Source organism: Paenibacillus sp. BC26 (assembly GCF_900116125.1).
GTDB classification, from domain to species: domain Bacteria; phylum Bacillota; class Bacilli; order Paenibacillales; family Paenibacillaceae; genus Paenibacillus_Z; species Paenibacillus_Z lignilyticus.
This window is the reverse complement of sequence record NZ_FPAD01000002.1, coordinates 267,432-293,127: the sequence shown is the minus strand read 5'-3', so window position 1 is coordinate 293,127 and position 25,696 is coordinate 267,432. Positions and strand designations below refer to the sequence as shown.

Here is a 25,696-nt window from a genome sequence, read left to right as displayed (position 1 = left end):
AAAATGAAGCAGAAAGGGGCATTTCGGTGCCTAATAAGACCTGTAGGATTCGTTAGAATTTCAAATCGACTAAATTGACAGAAATAAGACCTGTAGGATTCGTTAGAATTTCAACTTCAAACTAACTACGTTTCGATTCGTGACATCGTGCCTCGTGCCAAACGACTTCATTCTCCTTCAATAAAAGAAAAGCTGTCTCAAAGTGTCGTGTGACGGACTTTGGGACAGCTTTCTGTTAACAAGTGATCAAGGTTTGATAAACTGCTGCGTCCAATACGGACTCATGCTGCCGCCGGGAGCATAACCGACGCCCAGTTGGGTGAAGTTAGCACTGAGGATGTTAGCGCGGTGACCCGGGCTGTTCATCCAAGCGGTCATTACAGCTTGAACACCTTGCTGACCTGCTGCAATGTTCTCGCCGGCATAAGAGTAGTTGATGCCGAATTGTTTCATCATATCGAACGGACTGCCATAGGTTGGCGAGTTGTGGTCAAAATACCCTTTGTCGCGCATATCGTTGGATTTGGCTTGTGCGACCTTGGACAAGGATGCATTCAGCGACAGCGGCTGCAGGCCGGCTTTCGACCGTTCTGCATTGACCAGCTGCAGGATTTGCTGCGAGATGGAGGAGCTGTCCGCTGAGTTAGAACCGCCGGCATTACCCGCGTTGCCGGTATTCCCTGCGTTTCCGGTATTACCGGTGTTACCAGTATTACCGGTGTTACCGCCAGATCCCTTATTGCCGCCCGGGTAGGTAACATTCGGATACCCTGTGCCCGGATTTGCTGCCCCGCCGCCGCCTGGATTCCAAGTACCGCCATAATATAGCTGATACCATGGAATCTTGCCCAAATCAAGGTTCTGAGCTCTCAACGTGCCCGGCTGATTCGTCCGCAGCATTCGATGACCTGTGTTCAGCGGCAGAAGATCATCATTGGATTTGATGCTCAGTCGCTGATGATTGAGGTCCGTTCTGCTTGCGGAGTGGTAGGTGTTGTTTGGCGTAACGTTGCGATCCGATACCCCATTGTAGATAAGAGCGCCAAGACCGAAAGCTAATACAATTCCGAATAATGTACCGAAAAATCTTTTCATTTGAGTAACCAGCTCCTTTCACACCAACTAATATGTTCAGCGGGGAAAGGAGCTATTCGAGCGGAGAGCTAGGCAATATCAAGCAAATTGCTCAAGGATGAGGACATCGCGGCCATTTATGACAGCTTGCCCAGCGTATGTGTTTCCGGTAATGAGGTCGGTGCCTGACTCCGATCCAAGCTCGACTGTGACGGCATCCGCATTATGGTTCAAGACGAATAAATAAGCCCGATTATCGATCACTCTGCGTGTTACTTCGACGCCGGGCTGCTTGCCCGGCAATGGGGCAATTCCATGCTGCTTACATAATACATCAGCGAAACCTTGCAGGAATGGTTCATCCGGACTGGACGCGACATACCAAGCTTCTCCGCTGCCGACCTTATTCCGGGTAAGCACAGGCATCCCGGCATAGAAATCTTCGCCATATTCGGCGATTACATCCGCGCCTTCGCTGTGGATGAGATCGCAAAGCAAATTGCAGCGGTACGTGCCCTGCAGCGAACCGAGTGTATCTTTCAAGATCATGGAGTTGGTGCTGCTTGGAAGCAAAGCATCGATTTCTTCAGCCCAAATGCCAAGAAGCTGGCGAAGTTCTCCCGGATAGCCGCCCAACGTTACCATATCGTTCTCATTGACGATGCCGCTGAAGAATGTCGTCACGAACGTCCCGCCGCTGCCGACAAAAGCTTCGATTCGAGCAGCCATGCCCGGCTTGACCATATACATAACCGGAGCGACAACGATGTCGTAAGCGGATAGATCGTCCTCGAAGGACACGATGTCCACTTGATACCCGCCTTCATAGAAAGCACGGTAGTATTTATGAATTTCATCCACGTATTTCAAATCAACGGTCGGGCCGCTCGAATATTCAATGGCCCAGCGATTCTCCCAGTCAAACATAATGGCGATGCGGCTCGGCAGTCTGGATCCGAGCAGCTTCGTGCCCATAGCGGACAGCTCGGCTCCAAGCTGCGCGCATTCGCGGAATACGCGGGTATGCTCATGGCCGACATGCTCAATCAGTGCGCCGTGATATTTCTCGCAAGCACCGACAGAGCGGCGCAGCTGGAAGAACATCACGCTGTCGGATCCGTGCGCGACGGCTTGATAGCTCCATAGACGCATGATTCCGGGACGCTTCAAAGTGTTATACGCTTGCCAGTTCTGCTGGCTCGGCGTTTGCTCCATCAGCAGAAACGGTGCTCCGCCTTTCAGCCCGCGCATCAGATCATGCGTCATCGCAACGTAGCTGGACGGGGTATTCATGGACGGGTAGTTATCCCAGGCAATGATGTCCATATGTTTGGCCCATTTGAAATAATCGATTTGTTTATAGGTTCCCATTAAGTTCGTTGTAACGGGAATATGAGGTGTGTATGCCTTAATCGCGTCATATTCCAGCTTGTAGCACTCAAGCATGCTATCCGAATTGAAACGGCTAAAGTCGAGCGAGATGCCTTGGAAACAGGTTTTGTCATACGACCATTGCTCCGTAAGCGCGCTTGGCAGCACGATTTCGTCCCACTCATAGAAAGTATGTCCCCAGAAACGGGTATTCCATTGTTCGTTTAGTTTGTCCAACGTAACGTATTTCTTCTGCAGCCAGCCGCGAAATGCGATTTCGCATTGATCGCAGTAACATTCGCCGCCATATTCATTGGACACATGCCAGAGCAGCACGGCAGGATGATGCTGATAACGTTCGGCAAGCTTCGCGGCCAGCCGAGTGGAGTAGGTCCGGTAAACCTCACTGCTCGGGCAGGAGTTGTGGCGGCCGCCGAATTTATGTTTCCGTCCTTCGAAATCGGTGCGCAGAATTTCGGGATAACGCTTTGCCATCCAAGCGGGATGTGCACCGGTGCTCGTAGCCAAACAGGCATAAATGCCGTTCGCTTGGAGCATGTCCATAATACGGTCAAGGGTGTCAAAATCATACGTATCTTCGCTTGGCTGGAGCATCGCCCATGAGAAAACATTTACGGTAGCGATGTTCATGCCGGCAAGCTCCAGCATGCGCATATCCTCCGGCCAGATGCTGGAATCCCACTGTTCGGGATTATAATCGCCGCCATATAACATTTTGGGCAGTTTCGAAGTATCCATATTCGCAAATTCCTCCAGTGAAGTGAATGATAACAGCTTTATTTTATGGTAAGATGCGGATTAGAGATATATAAAAAAGAACAGGCAGGATATGATAATATGGAACAAATCATCGAGCGGAATAAAGGGTTCATTGACGGTCAGCAGCGCAGCCGATACATGTTCACGCTGGGTGAGTACGAGCTGCCGCTTTATGTAGATAGTATTGGAATCAATCCGGACCAAGAAGCCGTGGACCGGACGAAGGGTTATCCGTGCTTCCACTGGCTGCAAACGATAGAGGGCGAAGGCGAGTTCGAGCTGAACGGAATCAAGTATTCGCTTCCGCCCGGCAACGGCTCCCTCTTATTCCCGGACGTTCCTCATTTCTATGCGGCGAAGCCGGGCAAGAAGTGGTCGACCATGTATGTGACGTTCGGCGGCGTGCTGGCGGCATCGATGCTGGCCTCCTTGGGCATCCGCCAAACGGAGTGGCTGAATTGGAATGAAGACGCGCCGATCACTTCGCAGCTGGAGAGCATGATTGAACAAGCGCAGCATGATGAGGACAGGACAGGGCTGAATGCGTCTGCGCAGCTGTACCGATTTCTCACGATGATCAAGATCTATGGGCAGAAGGGCGGACGTTCCTCCGTATTTCAACATTTGGAGAAGCTGGACCCGCTCTTGCACTGGCTTGATTATCATTACGGGGATCCCGATATTAGCCTTACCGATATGGCGGAGCAGCTCGGAATCAGTTCCCGCTATTTAAATTCACTATTCCGGCAGGCGTTCGGCATTACGGCCTATGCCTATTTAATTCGACTGCGAATGATTAAGTCCAAGGAAATGATGAGCCTCGGCGACAAAAGGTCGATTAAAGAGATTGCGCAATTATCCGGCTATCGCGATCCCAGCCATTTCATTGCCGCATTCGGCAAAGCGGAAGGGATTACACCGGAGCAGTTTCGTAAGCTGCACGGCTTGACGACGACCTGACAAGGAAACGGAGCGGAAGTGATTGCAATGGATATGAAGCCATGCACGGCATGCAAAATTGAGAAGCCGCTTACAGCGTTCACCAAGCGCGCGGGAAGCAGCGGCAGACGCGGGATTTGCCGAACTTGTCTGCGCAAGAGGAACCGGCAGGCTGCACCGGGAGAAGCAGCGTTTGAAAATATGGACGAGGCGTTACAGTTTCCGGAAATCGAACGTGAGGATGAGCATGTCGATGAGGATGAAGCGGCAGAGCGATATGCAAATGCCGAGGAGGATGCTCCTGCCAAGCCGGCAAGGAAGCGGAAACGCCGCCGCAAGAAGCGCCATGCGGTGTCCAAGCAGACTGCTGCAGTCCAAGATGGACAGGCAGCCTCTGTATCGCCGGCAACAACCGACGCTGACCGTGACCGAGCGAACGATGACTCGACAGGTGCCCAAACGCAAACGGCCCCTGCCGTTTCGGCCGCCGAAGCTGTCCCGGCACCTGCAACAAAGCGCAAGCGCAAACGCCGTCACAAACGATCCAAAGCAGCGAAGATCAAAAGCTTAAAAGCGGAAATCAGCGGGGTTGAACAGGTTGCGGTGCGTCCGCCGAATCGGAATATCATGCCGATTAAGGGTGCTTTTACATACAAGACGTCGCTCCTTAATGATCGTGGCCGCGGACATATTCGGCTGCGTGGTCACCGTGAAACAGGCAAGCGCTGGTCAACCGATATTCCGACGGAGATGGCCGTGCGGATGGTGGAGGAAGGTGCCGCCGGCATTATCAATCCGGGCTTGATTCACAAGCTCTATACGAAGACGGATTTCCGGCTGCTGGTGCTGCAGCGCGACGACTATATTTGCAAGTACTGCGGCCGTTACGGGGACACGATTGACCATGTGCTGCCGAAGTCGAAGGGAGGCCTTTCTTCTCCGGCAAACTGCGTCTGCGCATGTGCGGCCTGCAACCTGAAAAAGGCGGATAAATTGGACTTTGTTTTCGATGATTTTTAACACCGAAACGATTGGTTTCCATATTTTATGAGGTGTATTTTGTTATTTCCCCGTGTTAACATGGGTGGCGTCGAAAGGTCGGCACACACGATAACCATAACAAGGAGGAAATATTCATGAAGATGCAACCATTTCGTATAGGTGTAGCTAGCGTACTCGCAGCCGGTTTGATCGTGGCTGGAGGAGGAGCAGCCCTGCAGAAGGCAGAAGCAGCCACAGTGAACAGTTCCGTCTCGTATAAGGTTACGAACAGCGACACGATGTACAAAATCGCAACGAAATACGGGATCAGCCTCAGCAAGCTGATTGCAGCGAATCCAAACATTGCGAACCCGAATATCATTTGGGCGGGCATGACAATCAAGGTTCCGGTTACGACAGGTTCCTCGAACGGCGGATCGTCGAACAGCGGATCGTCAAACACCAACACAGGTACTAGCACGACAGATAAGAGCACGTTTGCCGCTCAAGTCGTTACACTCGTTAACAAAGAACGCGCCAATGCAGGTCTGGGCACGTTGAAATCCGATACGCTCTTGACGAAAGTCGCTTTGGACAAGGCAAAGGATATGTATACGAACAATTACTTTGATCATAATTCGCCAACTTACGGTTCGCCGTTTGATATGATGCGTGCTTATGGCGTTTCTTACTCGTATGCAGGTGAGAACATCGCGAAGGGTCAGCGTACGCCGGCAGAAGTAATGCAGGCATGGATGAACAGCCCGGGTCATAAAGCGAACATCCTCAGCAAGAACTTTAACAAAATCGGCGTTGCTTATTACAACGGCGAGTGGGTACAAGAATTTACGTCCTAATCCAATATGAATAGCTAAGAGCGGCCGACCATCGGCCGCTCTTTTTTGCGTTAACGTTGACGTTGCAATAACCATCGGTTATTCTGTGACCAACGGTTACCAAACTAAACAAACATGAGGTGTCCCTCCTATGACCACAAGAAGGCAGCAATTAACGGAAGAGATGAAAGCCGCGATTCGTGCGGCAGCAGCAGCTTTGTTTGCGGAGAAGGGGTATTCTGCAGTAACGATGCGCGAAATTGCCAAAGCAGCAGGCTGCTCGCATACCGCCATTTATTTATATTTCAAAAATAAAGAAGAGCTGCTTCAGCAGATTGCGATTCCGTCGCTGCTCACGCTCGAACAGAAGCTGCTGGACGAAATTACGAAACCGGACACGGCCGCCTTGGATAAATTGCTCGCCGTATGCAGCGAATATGTTCTCTTCAGCCTGACGAGCGGCAGTCTGCAGACAGTCCTGTTTATGTCCGCTTCGGTACGCGTCGATGATCCTCAGCCGGAGCTTGAAGTCAACGTCATCCGCAACAGACTGTTCGCCCACATTATGAAGGTGTTACATAGTGCGGTCACTGAGGGGTCAGAGGGACTGACACAAGAGGCAGCCTTAAACAACGGCCGAATCTTGTTTTATTACCTGCAAGGCTTTATCGGCACTTACAGCAACCATTCAGAGCCGACAGAGGGGCTGCTTAAGCGCACAATGCCGATTTTCAAGCAAGGCATTCAAACGCTGATTCGCGGGATGAAGGAACATTAAAACTTTCTCACTGTGCAGGGTTTGTCAGAATTAGAGGCGAAATCCTTATGAACACTTCATCACCCGGAGGGTATGAGACATGAGGCGGAAAGCCGTATATTATAACAAGTCGCTTGCTTTGAATGTGAAGAGGAAGCTGGGTAAAGGGAATCATGGTGTGGACGGAATGGACGATGTCGATGCCAGGTCTGATATGCACAATTACCAACGATTGATCAAATATTTGCCGGAGCCGATTTTTGTACATGACGGGAACGATATTCTGTTCGCCAATCAGGCAGGTCTTAAACTGTTGAATATTTCGGAAAGCGACTTCTCCACGGGTCATATGAGCTTCCGTTACATACACCCCGATTACAGGGAGCGATCCGCAGATCGTGTGAAGGCAATTATGCAGACGGATGAGCCCAACGAGTTTCTGGAATGCAAGCTGATTGCGGAAGGCGGGGAAATCATCGACGTCGAGGTATCCAGTACACGCATTCGCAATTACTTGAATAAAGGCACGGTCGTGCAAAGCGTATTCCGTGATATGCGTGAGCGGAAGAAGGAAGAGGAAGCGCTGATTCAGTCGGAGAAGCTGTCTGTCGCCGGTCAAATGGCCGCAGGCATCGCACACGAAATCCGCAATCCGCTTACGTCGCTGATCGGCTTCTCGAAGTTTCTGAAGACGAAGATCGACCAGTATCATGAATATTTCGATATTATGCTCGTCGAACTGGACCGCATCAATTCGATCGTGCAGGAATTTATGGCGCTTGCCAAGCCGCAGGCCAATCAGTTCCGTAAGCATGACTTGGTCAAAATCATTCAAAGCGTACTGACGCTGCTTGAGACGCAGGCGATTCTCCGCGACGTACAGATCGTCTCGCGTGCGGATGCCACTTCAGCGGAGCTGCTCTGCGACGAGAACCAGCTGAAGCAGGTATTCGTCAATGTGCTTAAGAATGCGATCGAGGCCATGCCGAGTGGAGGCGTCATTACGATTGACATGAAGCTGCATCAGCAGAGCGAGCTGATCGTCGAAATCATCGACCAAGGGATCGGCATCCCGCATGACCAGCTGCCTAAGCTGGGCGGTCCGTTCTTTACTACGAAAGACAGCGGAACGGGGCTTGGTCTTATGATTTGCTATCGAATTATCGAAGGCCACCATGGACGAATGGATATTACGAGCACCCCTCGGAAAGGGACCACGGTCAGCATCTTTCTTCCGCGAAATGTATAAATCATGGTAATTCCGAGTGCTGTTCCTGTATTTACCGGTAGGATTCACTAATCCGGATATGGTATTCTATTACGCGAGCCGAAACGTAACGTACGGGGGATCTTTTAGGGAGTGGCATAACTGCCCTCCGGCCTGACATTCCGCTTGATCGGAATGCAGTGCTGAACGCGCAATTGGCGCTGGGGTGAATCGCTTATTTCACGAAGCGTAGGGTTGAACTCCTCAATCCGAATCCGACAACTAACCTCGCAGGCCGCATGCGATAAGGAAGATTATGACACGCTGTTAAGCTGTGTGTCCTTCATCGCGATGACGGAATAAATCCACACCTGTTGGACGTGGATGACATCCGTAAATCAAAAGGAGGCAATACAACTTGATGAAACAGGTATGGAAGAAAAGCGCGATTATTGCGGCGCTGAGCTTTGCTGTTCTTACACACTCGGCAAGCGCAGCATCGACCTACAGCGCGAAAGACGGCGACACGTTCTGGGAGCTTTCCAAGCAGTTTGGCATTTCCCTTCAGCAAATGCTGAAAGCTAATCCGATGATTGATCCGAACAACATTTATGCAGGGCTTACCATCGTGATTCCTGCTTCGAAAGTTGTGAAGACGGCGGAAACCGCTAAGGCGGCGCCGAAAGAGAAGGCCGCGAAAGCGAAAGCTGCACCTAAAGCAGCACCAAAAGCAAAGGCAGCACCTAAGGCAGCTTCAAAAGCAAAAATGAAAGCGAAAGCGGCACCGAAAGCTGTAAAAGCTGCGTCTAAAGCAGCAGTAGGGAAGTCGATGAAAATGACCTCCTTGGACAAGAAAGAAGAAATCATCACAATCGGCAACAGCAATTATAACTATTCGGAAGTTGTTCAAGCTAAAGCAAGTGCTTATACAGCCGCTGCTTCGGAGAATGGCTCGTGGGGCGCAGTGGACTACTTCGGTAACCCGCTTAAGCTGGGAACAATTGCAGTTGACCCGAACGTCATCCCGCTGGGCAGCAAGGTCTATGTAACGGGTTATGACCATGGCGGACTACCGGTTGGCGGCATGATGGCCATAGCAGCAGACATGGGCGGTGCCATCAAAGGCGACCGTATCGATATTTTCGTACCGCAATCGCAAGAGCAAGCCAAGATGTTTGGCTTCCAATACGTGAAAGTATTTGTTCTGGAATAGCATATTGCGATGCAAACGGCAGCCCAGTGGGGCTGCCGTTTTTTTACCTCGTCCGCGTACCGCGAGCTTCTGGTTTATTTAGCAGCTCGGGCAGCGTGACGATCTGATACCCTTTGCTGTGGAGCATCCGGATAAGCCTTGGCAGCGCAGCGACCGTCCCTGATAAATCCTGTCCTTCGCCGCCGCCGGCATGCTGCAAAATAATCGATCCGGGCTGCAGCGTTCTTTTGATATTGATGAGAATGCTGTTGCTGTCGAGACTCTTCCAGTCGACGGAATCTACATCCCAATTAACCACGATGTAACCTCTGCGCCGCAGCCAATCCACTTGCTGAGGGGTAATCTCGCCGTAGGGTGGTCGAATAAATTTCGGACTGTATCCGGCAAGAGGACGCAGAATCCAATCGGTTTGCCAAATTTGCTGCTCGAAAGCATAGCGGGAAATGCGCGAGAACACCGCATGATCATACGAATGATTGCCGATAATATGGCCTTCCTTACGCATGCGCCGTACAAGAGCGGGGTGCTTGGCTGCACGGTTGCCGACGACGAAGAAAGTGGCTCTTACTTTATAGCGAGCAAGAATCTCCAGCACCTGAGGCGTATAGCGCGGATCAGGCACATCATCGAAGGTCAGCGCCACTCTGCGCGACCCTCGCGGGCCCCAGACGACGAACGAACCGGGAAACTGCTGCTGCAGCTTTACCCATGACATGGCACTGCGTTTCTTCTTGCGTTTCTGTTCGCTGTTGAAAGAAGGTTCGGCGTGTTTGGTACCGACACCACCGGCGCCGATCCCGATCGCGTTTCCATGATGTTCAGCTGTTTGCTGTGGCTCGCTTTCGCTGACGCTGCCGACTCGCGGCAAGTCGGCAGGCGAGGAGCCGGCATCGTCAGCATGCGACGAGGAGCTTAATAATGCGGTCCAGGCAAGCAGCAGCACTAACACCCGCTTTGTTACAGGCATCCCGAACATGTTCCCAGTCCCTCCGCTCCGTGCGATAATGTACTTGTGCAGCATGCCGTACTCGGTCGATCTCATTTTGCCCTGCCATCCTTTGATCATGCATGAAAGATCCCTCTTTACACGGTTAGTCTCAAACACGTAACATGTAAGGGAATAAGTTGAAAAGGGGATAGAACATGCCAGCCATTGATATGCCGCTTCATGAATTGAAAACGTATACAGGAATCAATCCGAAACCTGCTGATTTCGATGCATACTGGGATCGCGCATTAACGGAAATGCGCCAGACAGATGCTGCAGTCGAGCTTATTCCCAGTGCTTTCCAAACGCCGCAGGCGGAATGCTTCGATCTCTATTTCACCGGCGTCAAAGGTGCGCGTGTTCATGCACAATATGCGCGTCCTCGGAACGCGGCAGCGCCACATCCCGCGGTTGTTCAATTTCACGGTTATACCGGACATTCCGGCGATTGGACGGAGCGTCTCGCTTATGTATCCCTCGGCTATTCCGTGTTCGCAATGGATTGCCGCGGTCAAGGCGGCAAGTCCGAAGACACCGGCAGCGTTAAAGGCAATACCCATCACGGTCACATCATCCGCGGTCTTGATGACGAGCCGGATCAGCTGTTGTTCCGCCATATCTTCCTCGACACGGCTCAGCTGGCAGGCATTGCGCTGCATATGCCGGAAGTTGATCCGAGCCGAGTCTACGCCATGGGCGGCTCGCAAGGCGGCGCCTTGACGATTGCCTGTGCGGCGCTTGAGCCGAGAATAGCGAAGCTTGCGCCTGTATTCCCATTCCTCAGCGACTACAGACGCGTATGGGAAATGGACCTGGCCAAGGACGCCTACCATGAGCTGCGTACGTACTTCCGCCATTTCGATCCGCAGCATGAGCGTGAGGATGAGATTTTCACGAAGCTGGGTTACATAGACATTCAGCATTTGGCTGACCGAATTCAAGGTGAAGTATTGATGGGCGTAGGTTTAATGGATACGATCTGCCCGCCATCCACACAGTTTGCGGCCTATAACAAGATCGGCTCGAAGAAGCGGCTTGAAATTTTTCCGGATTTCGGCCATGAAGGATTGCCGGGCTTGAATGATAAAATTATGCAGTTTTTCTTAGCGGAATAGGGAGGGTACGTTCATGTTGTTAGAGGTGAAGGATAAGCTTGTCATGATTGGGGATTCCATCACAGATTGCGGCCGAGCGCGGCCTGTAGGAGAAGGGCTGTTCGATGCAATCGGCAAAGGGTATGCAGGCCTAGTGGATGCGTTGCTGACTGCAGCCTATCCGGAACGCGGCATTCGCGTTGTCAACGTTGGGACGAGCGGAAATACAGTGCTTGATTTGAAGGCGCGCTGGCAGACGGATGTGCTCGACCAGAAGCCGGATTGGCTGTCGATTATGATCGGTACCAATGACGTGTGGCGTCAATTCGATACCCCTCTGATTATAGAGTCGCATGTGTACCCGGAAGAGTATGCGGCGACTTTAGAAGAACTCGTAATACAAACAAGACCGAAGCTCAAAGGGCTCGTATTGATGACGCCGTTCTACCTTGAACCGAATCCAAACGATGCCATGAGAGCTCAGATGGATCGTTACGGCGCGATCGTTCGAGAAATAGCAGCTAAGCATGATGCGTTGTTTGTGGATACGCAGGCTGCATTCAACCGGGTCATGGAGCATATCTACCCGGCAACGATTGCATGGGATCGCGTTCATCCGAGTCAAGCCGGTCATGCGGTGCTCGCAAGAGCTTTCCTGCAAGCGGTCGGATTTGATTACTCGCAAGGGCTATCCTAAATTATCATCTGCCGCTACGACAGAAGACCTCCCGATTCAACCAGAGATGGCTGGAGCGGGAGGTCTTCTTTAGGTTTCATATGTAGTGAATTAGATTTTGAAGATCGACATCGTACGCTGCAGCTGCATAACCGTCTGCTGCATTTTCTCGGTTTCCGTAACTACGGCCTGCACGGAGCCGATTTGATCGTTCATCGAAGCCGATACTTCCTCAGTGCCTGCCGCGGATTGCTGCGTAATGGCAGAGATGCTTTGGATGGCGCTTGAAATTTTACGGGCGCTCTCCATCATTTGATCGCTTTCGCCGGAGAACTGAGCAATCTGCTCGGTAATAAACTCAACGCTTGTAACCAGTTCTGAGAAGATCACTTCAGAGTCCTGAAGCATTTTCATTTGGAGCTGAACAACCTCTTCGTTGACTTTAATGTTCTGGATGGCTTGTTTTACGCCGGTGTCGATGCTGCGAACAAGGTTGAATACTTCCTTCGTCGAGGAAGTGGATTCCTCTGCAAGCTTGCGCACTTCCTGTGCAACGACTGCGAATCCGCGGCCATGCTCACCGGCGCGCGCCGCCTCGATGGAAGCATTCAGCGACAGCAGGTTCGTTTGCTCAGCCAGGTCCGAGATGGTGCGGGTAATAGCGGAGATGCCGGCTGCTTTGCGCGCCAGCTCTTCAATAGCTTCGGATACCTGAGAGGTTGCTTCAACGTTGCGGGACATCCCTGTCGATTGGCTCTCAACCGCTTGCCGTCCGCGCTCAACCAAACTTAGCGTCTGTTCGGAGCGTTCGTTCATTACTTTCGTGGAGTGCGCGTAAGAGGATACTTTGTCCTCGATTTCGCGGATGGAGTCCGCCATATCGCCGACATCCTCGGAAATTTGATTCGCTCCGGTGGCAAGCTCGCCGGCAGATGCGGCTACTTGCTCCATCACTTTCTTCAAATCGATATTCTTATCAAAAATGCTGCGGCTTGTATCATTGACGATTCTAGAAATGGTCGAGGTTTCTTTCAGAATGTCGCGAAGCTTGTCTACCATGCTGTTGAAGGAATGGCCAAGTTCGCCGAGCGAAGCGGACGAGGATACATCCACCTTCTGCGTGAAATCGCCCTTCGCGATACCGAATGCGATGGAGGTCATTTCATCGATCGATGATGTAAGCGCTGTCTCAATAACCCTGACAAGTGGGAATGTGGCAGCTGCGGCAAGTACAATGATGACTAATCCCAGTATGAGACTTCCGCCAGTAAGTGCAAGGCCAAGCAACAGCGCGATGGAAAATGTAGCTACAATCGTGTAGCAGCCGACAAGGAGCTTATTTCGGATAGATAAAGAATGGAACCATTGCATCGGGAAGCTCTCCTTTATATGGAATAGTTATATTATAGCACCACAGTACTTTTTGTCTATATTCGTCTACATCGGGGTGATTATGTCGAAAGAAGGAGAAACGCTTGTAAGGTAGATGTCGAAAGAACTAAAAGTTTGTAATGTTTTTGTATAATTATTATTGTGCGATCGAAATTCTTGTCTTATAATGGGCCTATTGGATGACTTGGAAAATTCATCTAAATACAGGATCTCGGAGGCGGAAACCTATGAATTTGGACGCAATGCCTTTAACTCGACAAGTGGACTTCGTCTTCAAGCAATTGACTGATGAGCTTCTTAACGCTCAAGCCGGAACTGTAATCATTCAAATTCGAAATAATGCAGTCGGCAAATATGGCATTCGTCATCATCCGATTGAAAGCAGAAACGGTCAAATCGGGCAGTCCGAGCAAGGAATGACGCAAGAGCAGATACAGGCGTTCAGACAGATGGCGATCGATTCCATCAAGCTGAAACGGAATTGGACGCACGGAGAAATCATGTACGATTTCTCGGTTCGTACCGGCACAGGCGCCTGGTCGGCAAGCATACTGTTCGAGAGCAACTACAATATGGCAAGCAGCATGTTCCGTTATACACCTAAATTCGCGCAGCATTCTTTCCGGGATGCTCCTTAATAGACACAGCAAAAAGCTGCCTCGGCACTCTGGGGCAGCTTTTTATTTGCCTAAATGCGGCGGATTAACGCGAAGCTCTTCCTGCAAGTTGCGTTTCTGCAATTTCAACTAATCTGCGAGTAATGTTACCGCCGATATAACCAGCATCACGAGTTAACATGTCGCCATAGTATCCGTCTTGTGCGAAAGAAATGCCAAGACTTCTTGCAACTTCGTATTTCATTTGATCAAGCGCTGCGCTAGCCCCGGGTACGACCAACGAACCACTGCTGCGGTTGGAAGCCATCGTAATCACCTCCTTTGTGTACCCTTAGTATGGATTCACTGGAAGCTTTTATACGATGCCGTTGGCATTATTTTCAATGTAATTTTTTCCAATTTTCTCCGATCACAACAGGAAGCCAAGTGCGAGCGGAAGCAAGAATAAGCCATAGTAGAAGACATTTGCAATCGTGGAGGAGGAAGGGTCGTGGTTGCAGTCGCATGCGGCTGCATCAACGCCGCGCCAGTTGTCCCAGGCAGAATGAAGCTGGTAGATGGCCGTTGCGAAGAGACCCATTGCAGAGAGCTTAACATAGAGGCTTAGGGCAGGCTCCACGTATTGAAGCAGGCTTCCTGTCCGGACCAAATAGATAATGAACACACCGAAGCAAGCGAGGATGCAGCTTCTGATCAGATGGTGGACGATGGCTCGGCGCTGGGCGGTAGAGATCATATCCACGCCTCCTTATTGTCGGAATATCAGTTTCTCTGTCACGATGGACAACAGCCATACGGCAGCTGCCAGATACAAGCTGATGGCGATAATAACTTTGCTGCGGAAAGCGGAGAAGAGCATCAGCAGGCTCTTCACATCTACCATCGGGCCGAACACCAGAAACCCGAGCAGCGCCCCCGGGCCTAAGATTCCTTGAAACGACGAGGCGATAAAAGCGTCCGAGGTGGAGCATAGCGATAAGGCGAACGCGGCGCCCATCATAAAGATATTCGCGGCGGCCGGATGCTCGCTAAGCGACAGGAGTACGGTCGGATCAACTGCGGATTGCACGATGGCCGTCAGGAAGGCGCCGATGATCAAATATTTGCCGATATCAAAAAACTCATCGGAGGCATGGTTGAAGGTGGCGTGGATACGTTCGCGAAAGCCGCTGTTCAAGCTGCCATAATTGTAGTTATGGCCGTAAGCCGACTCGCCGGAGCGTCCTCCGGTAAACGAATGCATGCCGAGCTTGAGGGGATTGCGTTTCATGAAACGAACCATAAGCAGTCCAAGCAGCATACAAACAACGAATGCAAGTCCGATTCGAGAGTAAGCCATGGAGGGCTGGGAGCGGAAAGCGCTGAACGTTGAAGCGAAAACAATGGGATTGATAATTGGACCGGCGAATATAAACACCATTCCGATGTATGGAGGCATTCCTTTGCGAATGAGACGTCTCACGACCGGAATCATGCCGCATTCGCACAGGGGGAGCAGCAGCCCGAGCAAGCAGCCGAATAGGACGCCGGCGACCGGATGGCTTGGCGTAATGCGCGCGATCATCGCGTCTGAGACGAATACCTGCAGAAGGGCGGAGAAGAAGACGCCCAGCAGGATAAACGGGAAGGCTTCTATAATAATGCTGATGAATATATGCTGGAAATCATGCATGGCTATTCGAGGTCTCCTTTCGGCGAGGCGAGGGAAAGGCCAGGCTATTCCCTACGATACAAGGTATGCGCGAAGTGGGCCAAGCAGGACAGCCGCCCGGAGACAATTTTGACGGTGTGAAAATAGGCGCAGAGCGCTCTTGACATTTCATCCGGAGAGAGTATAATTCACGTAAATGCAATGATGGGAATAAGTAAGCGGGGAATTGCTGCTTCAGAGAGCCGGTGGGTGGTGCGAACCGGTGCATGCGTCCGACTGCCGAATGGATCCTTGAGCAGAGATGAGGAAAGCGGTCCGAAGAGACCTGCCGTATGCGTCTTCGTTTCGCTTCTCGTTAGGAAGCTTGAGGTTTACGAAGCAGAGCAGATGCGCGTTCAGTCATCCGCTGCACGTAAACAAATTAGGGTGGCACCACGGTCCTCGTCCCTTGCGGCGGCGGGCTTTTTTTGCGTTCAATTTTGGCTGTTACAACTTCAAGCTTACAACCAATCAACCATAAGGGAGGAACCGACTATGCCACGCGTATTATCCGGCATTCAGCCAAGCGGTCAATTGACACTCGGCAACTACATCGGTGCGATTCAAAACTTTGTTAAACTGCAGGAAACCCATGAATGCTATTTCATGGTCGTCGACTTGCATGCGATTACGGTGCCGCAGGAGCCGGCAGCGCTAAGGGAGCAATCGGAATCGGTTGCGGCTTTATTCATCGCGGCGGGAATTGATCCCGCTAAAGCGAGCGTCTTCGTGCAATCCCATGTATCAGCGCACGCCGAGCTGGGCTGGTTGTTTACAACGCTTGCCTATATGGGCGAGCTTGAGCGGATGACTCAGTTCAAAGACAAATCAACAGGCAAAGACTCTGTCGGTGCCGGACTGTTCGTTTATCCGACTTTGATGGCTGCAGACATTCTCATGTACAATGCAGACCTTGTACCGGTTGGCGACGACCAGAAGCAGCATCTGGAGCTTACGCGCGACCTGGCGCAGCGCTTTAATCAGCGCTACGGCGATATGTTCACCATTCCGGAGCCGTATATCCAGAAAGTCGGCGCGCGCATCATGTCGCTCGATGACGGCACGAAGAAGATGAGCAAGAGCAATCCGAATCCGGGCAGCTACATTGCGCTGCTTGACCCGCCCGATGTGATTCGCAAGAAAATCAGCCGCGCAACGACCGATTCCGGCCGCGAGGTGAAGTTCAATCCCGCCGAGAAGCCGGAAGTCAGCAACCTGATGAGTATCTACTCGCATTGTGCGGGCGTTACGCTTGATGAAATCGAAGCGCGTTATGAAGGGCAAGGTTACGGCGCGTTCAAGAAGGACTTAGCGGAGCATGTCGTTGCCAAGCTGGAGCCGCTGCAGCAGCGTTACGCGGAAATCCGCAGCTCCGGCGAAATTCATGAGATTCTGAAGCAAGGCGCAGAGCGCGTGTCGGTCATTGCCGATAAGACGCTTCGCGACGCGAAAGAGAGAATGGGCTTCCTTCTGCCTCGTTCTTAAGTTCTTAACGTTGATTAACTTATAAGAAAGCTTAACGCCGCAAGCAAGGGAGACTTTATCCTTGTTTGCGGCGTTTCATTTTGGCATTCACGACAAACCCTGCTCCGATACTGCAGATGGTTAATATGAACATCAGCACGGCAACCCACCCATTATAGCTAATGGAAATAGCTGTGGCACTCATGAGCAAAACCGAAAAAATCGCGAAAAACAAGGCCATTGGCTTAGACATTCAGGCACTCTCCTTAACCTTATAAAATTGTTTTTAAACTTTAGCATATTCTTCTCGCAAACGAATCATAATAAGTTTGCAACACACCATCGTAAGAGATGAAAGGAGAATTTCCACATGGCAGGACAACAATCTCGTAGCAGCAATACGCTGGTCGTACCGCAAGCAACCGCAGCTCTTCAACAAATGAAGTATGAGGCGGCGCAAGAGTTGGGTATTCAAATTCCTTCAGATGGCTACTATGGCAACGTCTCGACTCGAGACGCAGGATCATTGGGCGGATACATCACTCGTAAACTCGTCCAAATCGCCGAACAGCAACTATCGGGATCATCCAACTTCCGTTAGAGCGCTGCTAAAGGAACAATAAATACCGAAGAGTAACAGCAGAAGCTCAAGGGCAGCCTTGAGCTTCTGCTTTGTTATGGTTATAGAATCAAACGTACTTATTGTTTCTTTCGAACCCGGTTCCTAAACGAAACAAGCGAAAAGCCTCTTCTATTGTGCAAGAAGAGGCTTCCGTAAGTCAATACGTATTCATTCTAAGCCGCTTCTGCAGCCGATCCTCGCTTAACCACCCGACGTAAGAGCCTAACGTTTTAAACTCTGTATCCATCAGCAGCACGCCGACAAAAGGATATTGCTTGCGATGACGATAGCGCACATCGGACCAGCGAACTTCATACCCCCAAGGATGCTCCTGCACTTCGGCACAAGCAAAGGAAGTGAAGTAGAGAAAGGCACGAATGGAATGATCGTTCTTGGACTTCTCAACGGCAGGGTGGTCGGAGCATTTGGCCCGGTCCATCCAGCGCAGCTTGCCATGCCGATAGTCACCGATGAGGAAGGAGTCGTCAGAGCGGCGTTTCACGACATTCCAATCATAGAGCGATATGGTTGGGATCAGGATATAGCGGTCGCCTGCCTCGTGTACGGTATCGATGCGAACGAGCTGCTTCTGTAGGGCGTAATGGGCTGCCGTTCGCCAGCAATAATAAACAATCAAGAAGGCGTAGAGCAGCGGAAATACAATTTGCGGATTACCGATCTTAAGTCCCCACATGACAATCGCAATGAGATGGGCCAAGAAGATAACCGGGTCGAAGATATGGATAATGTTCCAGGAAATCCATTTCTGATTGAACGGCCGCATCGCCTGCGTGCCGTACGTATTAAACAAGTCGACGAATACATGGACGACGACAGCGAGCAGTACCCAGCCCCCAAGATGGAGCCATGGAAGCTGAAAGCGAAATATCGTTTGGAGCAGCAAGGTGATTAGCGCGGTCCAGATGCCAATGGCCGGCAGGGAATGTGATGCGCCGCGATGGTTTCGAATGTAAGCCGCATTGCTCTTGAAGCGCAGCAATCCGTCAAGATCGGGTGCTTGCGATCCAAGCACCGTTCCGATCAGAACGGCGGCATAGAGCGTTTGGTCGGAGGCGACGGCCGGATCGACGGAGGCGAGCCCCGCGAGTCCCAGTCCCATGACCAAATGCGTTCCGCTATCCATACAGGGAACCTCCTCGTGTTAGCATATGCCTTGGTGTGGAAATGCTCATTTTGTGTAAATATAAGAAAGTATAAGCGGTACACCTTATACTAACCCTATATTCCACCGGAATGAAACGCGCTGCGCCGCCAAGGGGGAAGGCGATAGCCGTTTCACCTCGATACTTCTATTTGTACGCTTAAGTATTTTCCGAATCGTGGGCGATTATAACTAAATATTTGTTAACGCCTAATTAGGCCGCCGCGACGCGAACTAACTTGGTTATCGAAAGGATGTGCGGCACATGTATATTTGTTTTGTGGAGTATCATATTGCACCCGAGAGTGAAGCCCTGTATCGTAGCTGGATTGCGGAGAAGCCCGGCAATGGCGAGGCGTTCAAGCTGTATGAGGGCACCGATCAGCCCCTGCTCTTCGTGGAAGTATGGGAAGCGGCGAGCGAGCAGGAAGCGGTGGACATCAAAAAAGAACGCTGCGGGGAGCGTTCTTCATGGCATGCGATGTCACAGTGGGTGCCTGGCGGGAGCCCTAAAGTCCATGCGTGGACCTTTAAGCCGATTAACGGCCGGTCGTCGGTACCGGAGTAGATACCGGCGTCGTATTCGTAACCGTTTGGCCGTTAAACGTATATTCGTAGTTAATCGGGCCATCGAACGTAACGTAATCGAGATTAAGCGTAAGCAGTAAGTAACGCATTCCTGTCGACGGATCGCTGATAATGATATGATCGCGTCCTGCGGCTTCGATGATACCGCGGAATACTTTGGCGTTCCATTCCCGGTTGTTCTCGTACGTCATATAAAAGGTAGCCATTTTTCCGCGGTTCATCCGCAGGATATTCTCTACATAAGATTCTTCGGTAGCCGGAATGGTAACGACATTACCGCCGGACGGCGTAACGAAAGAACCGCTTGGTACCATTGGCGGAGCCATGGAAGCACCGGCTACGAAAGGTGTTGGCACCGGCGTCGGCATCGGTGTCGCTGTCGGATGCTGATAGTAGCCGTAACCATATCCTCCGGGAAATCCTCCCGTACTTGCTGGACTAACCGCTGTATTGTACCCATAACCGTTTGACATAAGAATTAATTCCTCACTTTCGCATTATCAACTTTAAAGGGATCTTCAATAAACTGCCGGGCACTCGCTTTGCTTCGGAGAATAGAAGCAGTGTGCCTTGAATTTACCGACGAGCCTCTGATCCCACCATGTTGGGGGGCAGCTGCCGGCAGGACGGAAGTACCATAAGGAGTTCGTTGACGGCCATATGCGTTCACCGTTAATGACGCGTTTGGCCAGCGCGATCTCATTGTCTCTGGCAGCTTGATAGAAATAGCCTTTCTGAGTTGCTTCGAATCCTCCGGGGCTCTGGTATACCATCTGTTGAATGGTGCGAATGTTCTTGAAATCGATGCAGTTTCCCAGCACACGGTTGACACCGACATTGCCTACCATCAACATGCCCTGGTTGCCTTCGCCTTCAGCTTCCGCACGGAGGAGCCTTGCAAGCAGTTTGACTTCTTCGGAGTTGGATTTAATAGCTGCCATTTCGCTCGGGTTCCACTTCCTTTCGATCAAATGGGCCATTGACCACATTGATAGTGTATTGAGATATGGGCAAAATGGTTCCATAAGGTGTCAAATTCATGAACAAGAACCGCGAACATTGTCAACAGCTTGTTTTTTCGGTATGATAAAGAACGATTTTAAAACAAACAAGATGGGTTTATTTTCACTCATAGGCATTGGAAGCGGGGAGACTGGCTGTGTTTAAAGAATATGTGGCCCTGACAAAACCGAACCTGGTACGATTGAATGCTTTCGCGGGGTTTGGCGGGTTTTGGGTCGCTTCCAAATGGGATATTGATTGGTTGCTGCTGCTCTACATGCTGATCGGATCGGTACTTACGATGGCATCGGCATGTGTCATTAATAATTATTGGGACCGCGAGCTGGACAAGAAGATGGAACGCACGAAGAATCGCGCGCTTCCGACCAATCGACTGAGTCCGACCAACGTTTTGGTGTACGGTATCGTACTTGGGATTGCGGGCGTTACCGTGCTGTTCACCTTGGTGAACCCGATTAGCGGCTGGCTTGGATTGCTTGGGTTTTTCGTGTATGTCGTCATTTACACCATGTGGCTGAAGCGCACTTCGACTTGGAGCACGTCCATTGGCGGCGTTTCGGGCGCAATGCCTCCGGTAATCGGCTACTGCGCGGTAACCGGCGTTGTGGATGAAGGCGCATGGCTGTTGTTTGCACTGCTGTTCCTGTGGCAGCCGGCTCATTTCTGGTCGCTCGCAATCAGACGGGTGGAAGAATACCGCGCGGCAGGCTTTCCATTGCTGCCGGTCATCAAAGGCGTTCATCGCACGAAGCTGCAAATGAACCCGTATATCCTGCTGTTGATTCCAACCGGCATTCTGTTCTTCACATACGGCTACGTCGGTTATGCGTTCCTCATCATTTCGCTACTTGGCGGCGTGCTCTGGCTGGTTCATACATTGATGGGGCTCAAGGCGCAGGATAACAACAAATGGGCGAAAACGAATTTTATTATTTCCATTAACTATTTGATGATTGTATTTCTGGTCATGATCGTCGATACGAACGGCATCGGTTAGGAGGGCGATTCATGCCTATTTTACGCAAATATGGATTTGTAATTGCAGTGCTGGCGTTATGTTTGGTCATGGCGGTTTACTTATATCTCTCTTCCTCGAAGGAAGCGAAACCGAATTTGGATCAGAATTTGAAGGCGCCGAGCTTTCAGCTGACGGATTTGGATGGCAAGCAAGTAACGCTTGGCGATTCGGAAGGTAAAGTACGCGTGATCTATTTCTTCTATGCCAATTGTCCGGACGTCTGCCCGCCTACGACTTATCTGATGACCCAGGTGCAGGACAAGCTGAAGGCAAGCGGAACCTTCGGCAAAGACGTGGAATTCATGTCGATCACCTTCGATCCGAAGCGCGATACGGCAGAGGCGATGCGGAAATTCGCCGGGAAGTTTGACATCGACATGAGCGGCTGGAAGTTCCTCCGGGAAGACAGCGAGGAACAGACGAAGCAGCTGATGAAGGACTTCGGGCTGGGACTTATCAAGGATGACGCAACGAACCTATTCACGCATACGGACACCATTACGTTCGTTGACCGGAAAGGCGTCGTTCGCAAATATTTAACGGGCTCGATCGACGAAACGCAAAGTCCGGAGAAGATCGTTAACGTCATAGACGCATTGGTTGAAGAGTAGCATGGCCATATTCTTATCGATATTATGGAACAACATCATCCCGTTGTCAGTCATGATTGCTATCGGCATCACACTGCATCGGGTTTTTTCTTTGGACATCAAGACCTTATCCAAACTGAACTTTTACTTGTTTTCGCCGGCTATTATTTTTAAATTATTGTATACGACGGAAGTGACGCTGAAATCGGCGATGACCGTTCTGCTGTTCTTCGTCGTATTCATGGTTCTGATGTACGCTTGCGTGGAAGCGGTCATTCGGCTGCGGGGAATTGCCGGGGGAAGGCGCGGGGCCATGCGAAACAGCGTGCTGTTCTATAACAGCGCGAACTACGGCATTCCGCTCAACGAGCTTGTATTCGCTTCGAATCCATTCACGCTGTCGATTCAAGTGCTGATCATGATGCTGCAGGCGCTGCTGCCGAACACCTACGGCATCTACAGCGTCAATGCGCATCGAATCAGCGGCAGGGAGATTATCCGGACGATCCTTAAGCAGCCGGTCATCTATGCAATCCCGCTCGGGTTTCTGATGCGAGGTTTTCATATCCCGATCCCGCATGCTTTATCCGTACCGCTTGATTATTCGGCTAATGCTTTTATCGGCACGGCGCTTGTCACGCTTGGCGTACAGCTGGGGAGCATGAAGTTTTCCGTTCACGGCTTCATGGTGAAGGAAGTGCTGATCTCCTGCACGATGCGCCTCTTGCTCGGACCGCTCCTGGCATTTGCCGTCGTGTGGATGCTTGGACTAGAAGGGCTGATGGCGCAAGCGCTCATCGTCTCCTCCAGCGTTCCGACATCGCTCTCCAGCGTTCTGCTCGCAGTGGAGTTCGACAACGAGCAGGAGTTTGCTTCACAGGCTGTGCTGGCTTCAACTGTGCTAAGTATCGTAACGGTTACGCTCGTAATTTTCGTACTGAACGTTTAGTTTGCTGCTATTATACGATTGAATCCTTAGAACCCATCTTCTTTACTCCATATGGCGGTGCCTTGAGCAGGATACACGATGTATTCCTCGAGGCCCGCTTTTTCTAACTGCTCGATTAAGTATTCCTCGGGCGTTTTCTCCACGCCCGGAAACCCTCGCCGCGTATGGATATGGTCGGCATCCGGGAACGCATCCCGCAGCATGCCTCTGATCCGTCTGCCGGAAGCATCGTTATCGGTGAAGATGTACGCATGACGGTCGCCGACCTGACGGCGCAGCTTCTCGATTTGATTGACTCCCGGCGTGCCCATCGTGCAGAAAATCGGCGTTTCCTCCGCAAGCACGCGGCGCAGCCGGCTTCTGTCGTTCTTGCCTTCCACAATGATGGCGATATCATCCATCGCAGTCCCCACCTCTTTCATTTCCACCATCTTATCCTATTCTGCGCAAACTTGAAAAACGAAAAACGGCTTGCCGATTGGCAAACCGTTTATGTCCGTATCTTTGGGGCGTGGATTAGTACCAGCCGCCACAGCCGCAAATTACAATGACCAGGAGGATGAAAAGCACCAGGATGGAACCAGCTGAGGTAAATGCGCCATGATGGCCATGTCCTCCGCGTTCAGCATCTACGAATTGAGACATTGTGAATGTCACCCCTCTTTCGCATGATGTCTAACAGGGCGTTTGGGGCTCTGCTTCACTTAGTAAAGCATTCCAGCCTCTTGCCACACTGTAATGTATGCCCCTGAGTGATAACAGCCCTGTGCAATTACCCAGTTCCGGAAAAATGGGCGCTGGAGCTTGATCCACCTGCCTTTGTAGGCGAAGCATAGAAGGGAAGCACGCAAACGGCGATCATGAGGCTTAAGAAAGCAATATAGTAGGGCGATATGACTTCGCGCAGCTGTCCGGCTAACATCGGCCCCATGAAGGCGCCGATCGAGAAAGCGATTGATAAGATCGAGAACATCCGGCCGTATCGGGTCCCGCCGCTCCGCTCGATGAGGAGCGAGGAGAGTGCCGGGAAGATGACGCCTTTGGCCATGCCGATGAATAACAGGAGGACCATGAAGGGAAGCGGGACACCGGCCGCGATGGCGAAATAGGTAAGTGCCAGCAAGAAGGCTCCCCATAGCGAGCGAAGAAACGGCGAGAGCTTGTTAAGAAACAACATGCTAAGCGTGAACAGTGCGCCGAGGCTGACGATGGAGAACAGCAGTCCGGTCGTCATCATGCCTTCCTTCGTGGTCGACATAAGCGGCAGCTCGAAGGAAAGGATGCCCTGCGCGCAGCTCATGGCAATCGGCAGGGCGAAGATCAGCCAGGGGACCGGAGGCTGCGGCCCTGCCGTGCCTCCCCGCATGCCGAGCGCTTCTGCGCTCGCTTGCGTGGCCAGTGCTTTGGACGCCGGCGCAGTCGCCTTCTGAGGCACTAATTCGCGGATAAAGAACATTGCGCAAGCAGCGGTCGCAATCAGTATCCAGCCGAGCACGGTGAATGCCGTCGTGAAGCCGATTTGGGCAACGAGATAAGCGCCGACCGCAGGCGAGATGACCGATGCGACGGTATGCACAAGGCCATTGCCGGCCATGAGCTTGCGCTGCCGGATTTGGCTTGTAGCGATGCGTGCGAGCAGCGACATGCAGGCCGGGGACAGAAAGGCGAGCACGAAGCCGCTGATCGAACGGAGGACAAGCAGCTGCCACGGATTCGTCACCATGGCTTGCAGAAGCAGGATGCCGCCTGCCGCGGCGAGGCTGAACACGATGAATAGCCGGCTGCCATAACGGTCGACCCCATAACCGGCTATGAGATTGCCCGGCAGATGGGTAATGGAGTACAGTCCCATCATCAGTCCGATAAAGGACGGAGCCGCGCCGATCGAGATGGCGAATGGAGTCAAGATGGGATACTGGGCATGTAAATCAAAGAACGCGACAAACAGAAACAAATAGAGCCAAATCGCAGTTTTCACGGGAAACCTCCTTCGGATTTGCATAAACGCGCAGCGATATCGGTGTGGACAGTATGTTACTACTTGTACGCTTGGCCGGGCTGTGATATGTCTCTCGGCGCTGAGTTGGTTTACGGTGGTAGGGTCATGGGTTATAATGTTTTGTATGTAGACTTTTTGGCGGTATAATGGAGGAGACCAATCGATGGGCTTGGATTTTAACTATGATTTGGACACGTACGTACAATTCTTCAAGGACAAATGGCTGTTCCTGGTAATAGCGCTTATTGTGCTGTTCATCGTTGTTCGTATTGTAAAGACGGTCGTGAAATGGCTGATCGTTGTGGCTATTCTTGCAGGCGTCGTATTCTATAGCGGACATTCGCTGGAAGAATTGAAGAATCTCGGATCCGAGCTAGGCACGAAGGTAGCGGACAGCGTGAAGCAAGAGGCAATCTCGGCGATGGCCGGCGAAGCGCAGGAGGCTACATTCACAACGAACAGCGACGGAACCTTCACGGTGAAGACGAAGAACCTCCAGCTTGACGGCACACCGGGCGAGAAAGAAGTGAAAGTGAACTTCCGCGGTACGCCGCTTGGCACTTGGAAGATCGATGCGGCAATTCAATCCTTAATTGATCAAGCAAAGAAGAACGTCTAGACAAAGGCTGTTTGAAGACAAGCCTAAACTGTTTAGGTGATGGAAGG

29 protein-coding genes, 1 riboswitch and 1 other annotated feature are annotated in these 25,696 nt (G+C 51.4%); of the genes, 16 read left to right on the top strand and 13 right to left on the bottom strand.

Annotation, left to right across the window (positions count from 1 at the left end):
* Positions 1 to 246: 246 nt before the first annotated feature.
* Both BM412_RS17730 and BM412_RS17725 read right to left on the bottom strand, forming a co-directional pair.
* On the bottom strand, positions 247 to 1,095 hold the full coding sequence (locus BM412_RS17730; RefSeq protein WP_256256410.1) for a CAP domain-containing protein: 849 nt from the start codon (positions 1,093 to 1,095) through the stop codon (positions 247 to 249).
* A 78-nt stretch (positions 1,096 to 1,173) separates the two neighbouring features.
* Positions 1,174 to 3,204 carry a beta-galactosidase gene (locus tag BM412_RS17725; protein WP_091221206.1) on the bottom strand — a complete coding sequence of 677 codons (2,031 nt, stop codon included), beginning with the start codon at positions 3,202 to 3,204 and terminating at the stop codon, positions 1,174 to 1,176.
* A gap of 99 nt (positions 3,205 to 3,303) precedes the next feature.
* Here BM412_RS17725 and BM412_RS17720 point away from each other — a divergent pair, with 99 nt between their 5' ends.
* From BM412_RS17720 to BM412_RS17695, 6 genes are all read left to right on the top strand, one after another.
* Positions 3,304 to 4,185: an AraC family transcriptional regulator gene (locus BM412_RS17720; protein ID WP_177245899.1), complete on the top strand. Its 882-nt coding sequence runs from the start codon at positions 3,304 to 3,306 to the stop codon at positions 4,183 to 4,185.
* Between the two features lie 27 nt (positions 4,186 to 4,212).
* A complete protein-coding gene (locus tag BM412_RS17715; protein WP_091221201.1) occupies positions 4,213 to 5,184 on the top strand; it encodes an HNH endonuclease in 972 nt (323 codons plus the stop codon).
* 116 nt (positions 5,185 to 5,300) lie between these two features.
* Complete coding sequence (locus tag BM412_RS17710; protein WP_091221199.1) at positions 5,301 to 6,002, top strand: CAP domain-containing protein; 702 nt, start codon at positions 5,301 to 5,303, stop codon at positions 6,000 to 6,002.
* Positions 6,003 to 6,132: 130 nt separating this feature from the next.
* Positions 6,133 to 6,759 carry a TetR/AcrR family transcriptional regulator gene (locus tag BM412_RS17705; protein ID WP_091221196.1) on the top strand — a complete coding sequence of 209 codons (627 nt, stop codon included), beginning with the start codon at positions 6,133 to 6,135 and terminating at the stop codon, positions 6,757 to 6,759.
* A gap of 79 nt (positions 6,760 to 6,838) precedes the next feature.
* Positions 6,839 to 7,987: an ATP-binding protein gene (locus BM412_RS17700; protein WP_091221194.1), complete on the top strand. Its 1,149-nt coding sequence runs from the start codon at positions 6,839 to 6,841 to the stop codon at positions 7,985 to 7,987.
* Positions 7,988 to 8,053: 66 nt separating this feature from the next.
* A riboswitch (cyclic di-AMP (ydaO/yuaA leader) is annotated at positions 8,054 to 8,258 on the top strand.
* A 108-nt stretch (positions 8,259 to 8,366) separates the two neighbouring features.
* Entirely contained in the window at positions 8,367 to 9,158 is a 792-nt protein-coding gene (locus BM412_RS17695; RefSeq protein ID WP_091221192.1) for a 3D domain-containing protein, read from the top strand.
* Positions 9,159 to 9,201: 43 nt separating this feature from the next.
* Here the strand turns inward: BM412_RS17695 and BM412_RS17690 are convergent, their stop codons facing one another.
* On the bottom strand, positions 9,202 to 10,224 hold the full coding sequence (locus BM412_RS17690) for a polysaccharide deacetylase family protein (RefSeq protein WP_256256409.1): 1,023 nt from the start codon (positions 10,222 to 10,224) through the stop codon (positions 9,202 to 9,204).
* 77 nt (positions 10,225 to 10,301) lie between these two features.
* Here BM412_RS17690 and BM412_RS17685 point away from each other — a divergent pair, with 77 nt between their 5' ends.
* Positions 10,302 to 11,261, top strand: a complete 960-nt coding sequence (locus tag BM412_RS17685) for an alpha/beta fold hydrolase (protein ID WP_091221189.1) — start codon at positions 10,302 to 10,304, stop codon at positions 11,259 to 11,261.
* 13 nt (positions 11,262 to 11,274) lie between these two features.
* Positions 11,275 to 11,937, top strand: coding sequence for an SGNH/GDSL hydrolase family protein (locus tag BM412_RS17680; RefSeq protein WP_091221187.1), 663 nt, complete (start codon positions 11,275 to 11,277; stop codon positions 11,935 to 11,937).
* A 90-nt stretch (positions 11,938 to 12,027) separates the two neighbouring features.
* Here BM412_RS17680 and BM412_RS17675 read toward each other — a convergent pair whose 3' ends face one another.
* Positions 12,028 to 13,287 (bottom strand): methyl-accepting chemotaxis protein, encoded by a 1,260-nt coding sequence (locus BM412_RS17675; RefSeq protein WP_091221185.1) that lies wholly within the window; start codon positions 13,285 to 13,287, stop codon positions 12,028 to 12,030.
* Positions 13,288 to 13,535: 248 nt separating this feature from the next.
* On the opposite strand from BM412_RS17675, the gene BM412_RS17670 reads away from it, so the two are divergent.
* The gene (locus tag BM412_RS17670; protein ID WP_091221183.1) at positions 13,536 to 13,946 is read left to right on the top strand and encodes an O-methyltransferase; all 411 of its coding nucleotides are present in this window, start codon (positions 13,536 to 13,538) and stop codon (positions 13,944 to 13,946) included.
* Between the two features lie 64 nt (positions 13,947 to 14,010).
* Here the strand turns inward: BM412_RS17670 and BM412_RS17665 are convergent, their stop codons facing one another.
* The 3 genes from BM412_RS17665 to BM412_RS17655 form a co-directional block, all read right to left on the bottom strand.
* The gene (locus BM412_RS17665; protein ID WP_091221180.1) at positions 14,011 to 14,232 is read right to left on the bottom strand and encodes an alpha/beta-type small acid-soluble spore protein; all 222 of its coding nucleotides are present in this window, start codon (positions 14,230 to 14,232) and stop codon (positions 14,011 to 14,013) included.
* 102 nt (positions 14,233 to 14,334) lie between these two features.
* Positions 14,335 to 14,661 (bottom strand): DUF1980 domain-containing protein, encoded by a 327-nt coding sequence (locus BM412_RS17660; RefSeq protein ID WP_091221178.1) that lies wholly within the window; start codon positions 14,659 to 14,661, stop codon positions 14,335 to 14,337.
* A 12-nt stretch (positions 14,662 to 14,673) separates the two neighbouring features.
* The gene (locus BM412_RS17655) at positions 14,674 to 15,597 is read right to left on the bottom strand and encodes a permease (protein WP_091221176.1); all 924 of its coding nucleotides are present in this window, start codon (positions 15,595 to 15,597) and stop codon (positions 14,674 to 14,676) included.
* A gap of 171 nt (positions 15,598 to 15,768) precedes the next feature.
* Positions 15,769 to 16,028, top strand: a binding site (T-box leader).
* Between the two features lie 82 nt (positions 16,029 to 16,110).
* Here BM412_RS17655 and trpS point away from each other — a divergent pair.
* The gene (gene trpS, locus BM412_RS17650; RefSeq protein WP_091221173.1) at positions 16,111 to 17,100 is read left to right on the top strand and encodes a tryptophan--tRNA ligase; all 990 of its coding nucleotides are present in this window, start codon (positions 16,111 to 16,113) and stop codon (positions 17,098 to 17,100) included.
* Between the two features lie 55 nt (positions 17,101 to 17,155).
* Here the strand turns inward: trpS and BM412_RS31885 are convergent, their stop codons facing one another.
* Positions 17,156 to 17,332, bottom strand: coding sequence for a DUF5325 family protein (locus BM412_RS31885; protein ID WP_143111647.1), 177 nt, complete (start codon positions 17,330 to 17,332; stop codon positions 17,156 to 17,158).
* 117 nt (positions 17,333 to 17,449) lie between these two features.
* On the opposite strand from BM412_RS31885, the gene BM412_RS17645 reads away from it, so the two are divergent.
* Positions 17,450 to 17,680, top strand: coding sequence for an alpha/beta-type small acid-soluble spore protein (locus tag BM412_RS17645; protein ID WP_091221170.1), 231 nt, complete (start codon positions 17,450 to 17,452; stop codon positions 17,678 to 17,680).
* 178 nt (positions 17,681 to 17,858) lie between these two features.
* Here the strand turns inward: BM412_RS17645 and BM412_RS17640 are convergent, their stop codons facing one another.
* Positions 17,859 to 18,845: a metal-dependent hydrolase gene (locus BM412_RS17640; protein WP_091221167.1), complete on the bottom strand. Its 987-nt coding sequence runs from the start codon at positions 18,843 to 18,845 to the stop codon at positions 17,859 to 17,861.
* Positions 18,846 to 19,128: 283 nt separating this feature from the next.
* Here BM412_RS17640 and BM412_RS17635 point away from each other — a divergent pair, with 283 nt between their 5' ends.
* The gene (locus BM412_RS17635; protein ID WP_091221164.1) at positions 19,129 to 19,431 is read left to right on the top strand and encodes a hypothetical protein; all 303 of its coding nucleotides are present in this window, start codon (positions 19,129 to 19,131) and stop codon (positions 19,429 to 19,431) included.
* Here BM412_RS17635 and gerQ read toward each other — a convergent pair.
* Positions 19,403 to 19,924: a spore coat protein GerQ gene (gene gerQ / locus BM412_RS17630; RefSeq protein ID WP_091221161.1), complete on the bottom strand. Its 522-nt coding sequence runs from the start codon at positions 19,922 to 19,924 to the stop codon at positions 19,403 to 19,405. The genes BM412_RS17635 and gerQ overlap by 29 nt on opposite strands.
* 45 nt (positions 19,925 to 19,969) lie before the next feature.
* Entirely contained in the window at positions 19,970 to 20,392 is a 423-nt protein-coding gene (locus BM412_RS17625; protein WP_091221158.1) for a cell wall hydrolase, read from the bottom strand.
* A gap of 218 nt (positions 20,393 to 20,610) precedes the next feature.
* Here BM412_RS17625 and cyoE point away from each other — a divergent pair, with 218 nt between their 5' ends.
* From cyoE to BM412_RS17610, 3 genes are read left to right on the top strand one after another with little or no spacing between them, the layout of a single operon-like run.
* Positions 20,611 to 21,471 (top strand): heme o synthase, encoded by an 861-nt coding sequence (gene cyoE, locus BM412_RS17620; RefSeq protein WP_091221155.1) that lies wholly within the window; start codon positions 20,611 to 20,613, stop codon positions 21,469 to 21,471.
* 11 nt (positions 21,472 to 21,482) lie between these two features.
* A complete protein-coding gene (locus BM412_RS17615; RefSeq protein WP_091221152.1) occupies positions 21,483 to 22,103 on the top strand; it encodes an SCO family protein in 621 nt (206 codons plus the stop codon).
* A 1-nt stretch (position 22,104) separates the two neighbouring features.
* Positions 22,105 to 23,031: an AEC family transporter gene (locus BM412_RS17610; RefSeq protein ID WP_091221150.1), complete on the top strand. Its 927-nt coding sequence runs from the start codon at positions 22,105 to 22,107 to the stop codon at positions 23,029 to 23,031.
* Positions 23,032 to 23,057: 26 nt separating this feature from the next.
* Here BM412_RS17610 and BM412_RS17605 read toward each other — a convergent pair whose 3' ends face one another.
* Both BM412_RS17605 and BM412_RS17600 read right to left on the bottom strand, forming a co-directional pair.
* Positions 23,058 to 23,462, bottom strand: coding sequence for a DNA primase (locus tag BM412_RS17605; protein WP_256256407.1), 405 nt, complete (start codon positions 23,460 to 23,462; stop codon positions 23,058 to 23,060).
* A 341-nt stretch (positions 23,463 to 23,803) separates the two neighbouring features.
* Complete coding sequence (locus BM412_RS17600) at positions 23,804 to 25,009, bottom strand: MFS transporter (RefSeq protein WP_091221145.1); 1,206 nt, start codon at positions 25,007 to 25,009, stop codon at positions 23,804 to 23,806.
* 184 nt (positions 25,010 to 25,193) lie between these two features.
* Between BM412_RS17600 and BM412_RS17595 the strand changes: the two genes are divergently transcribed.
* On the top strand, positions 25,194 to 25,649 hold the full coding sequence (locus BM412_RS17595) for a hypothetical protein (RefSeq protein ID WP_091221140.1): 456 nt from the start codon (positions 25,194 to 25,196) through the stop codon (positions 25,647 to 25,649).
* Positions 25,650 to 25,696 lie beyond the last annotated feature (47 nt).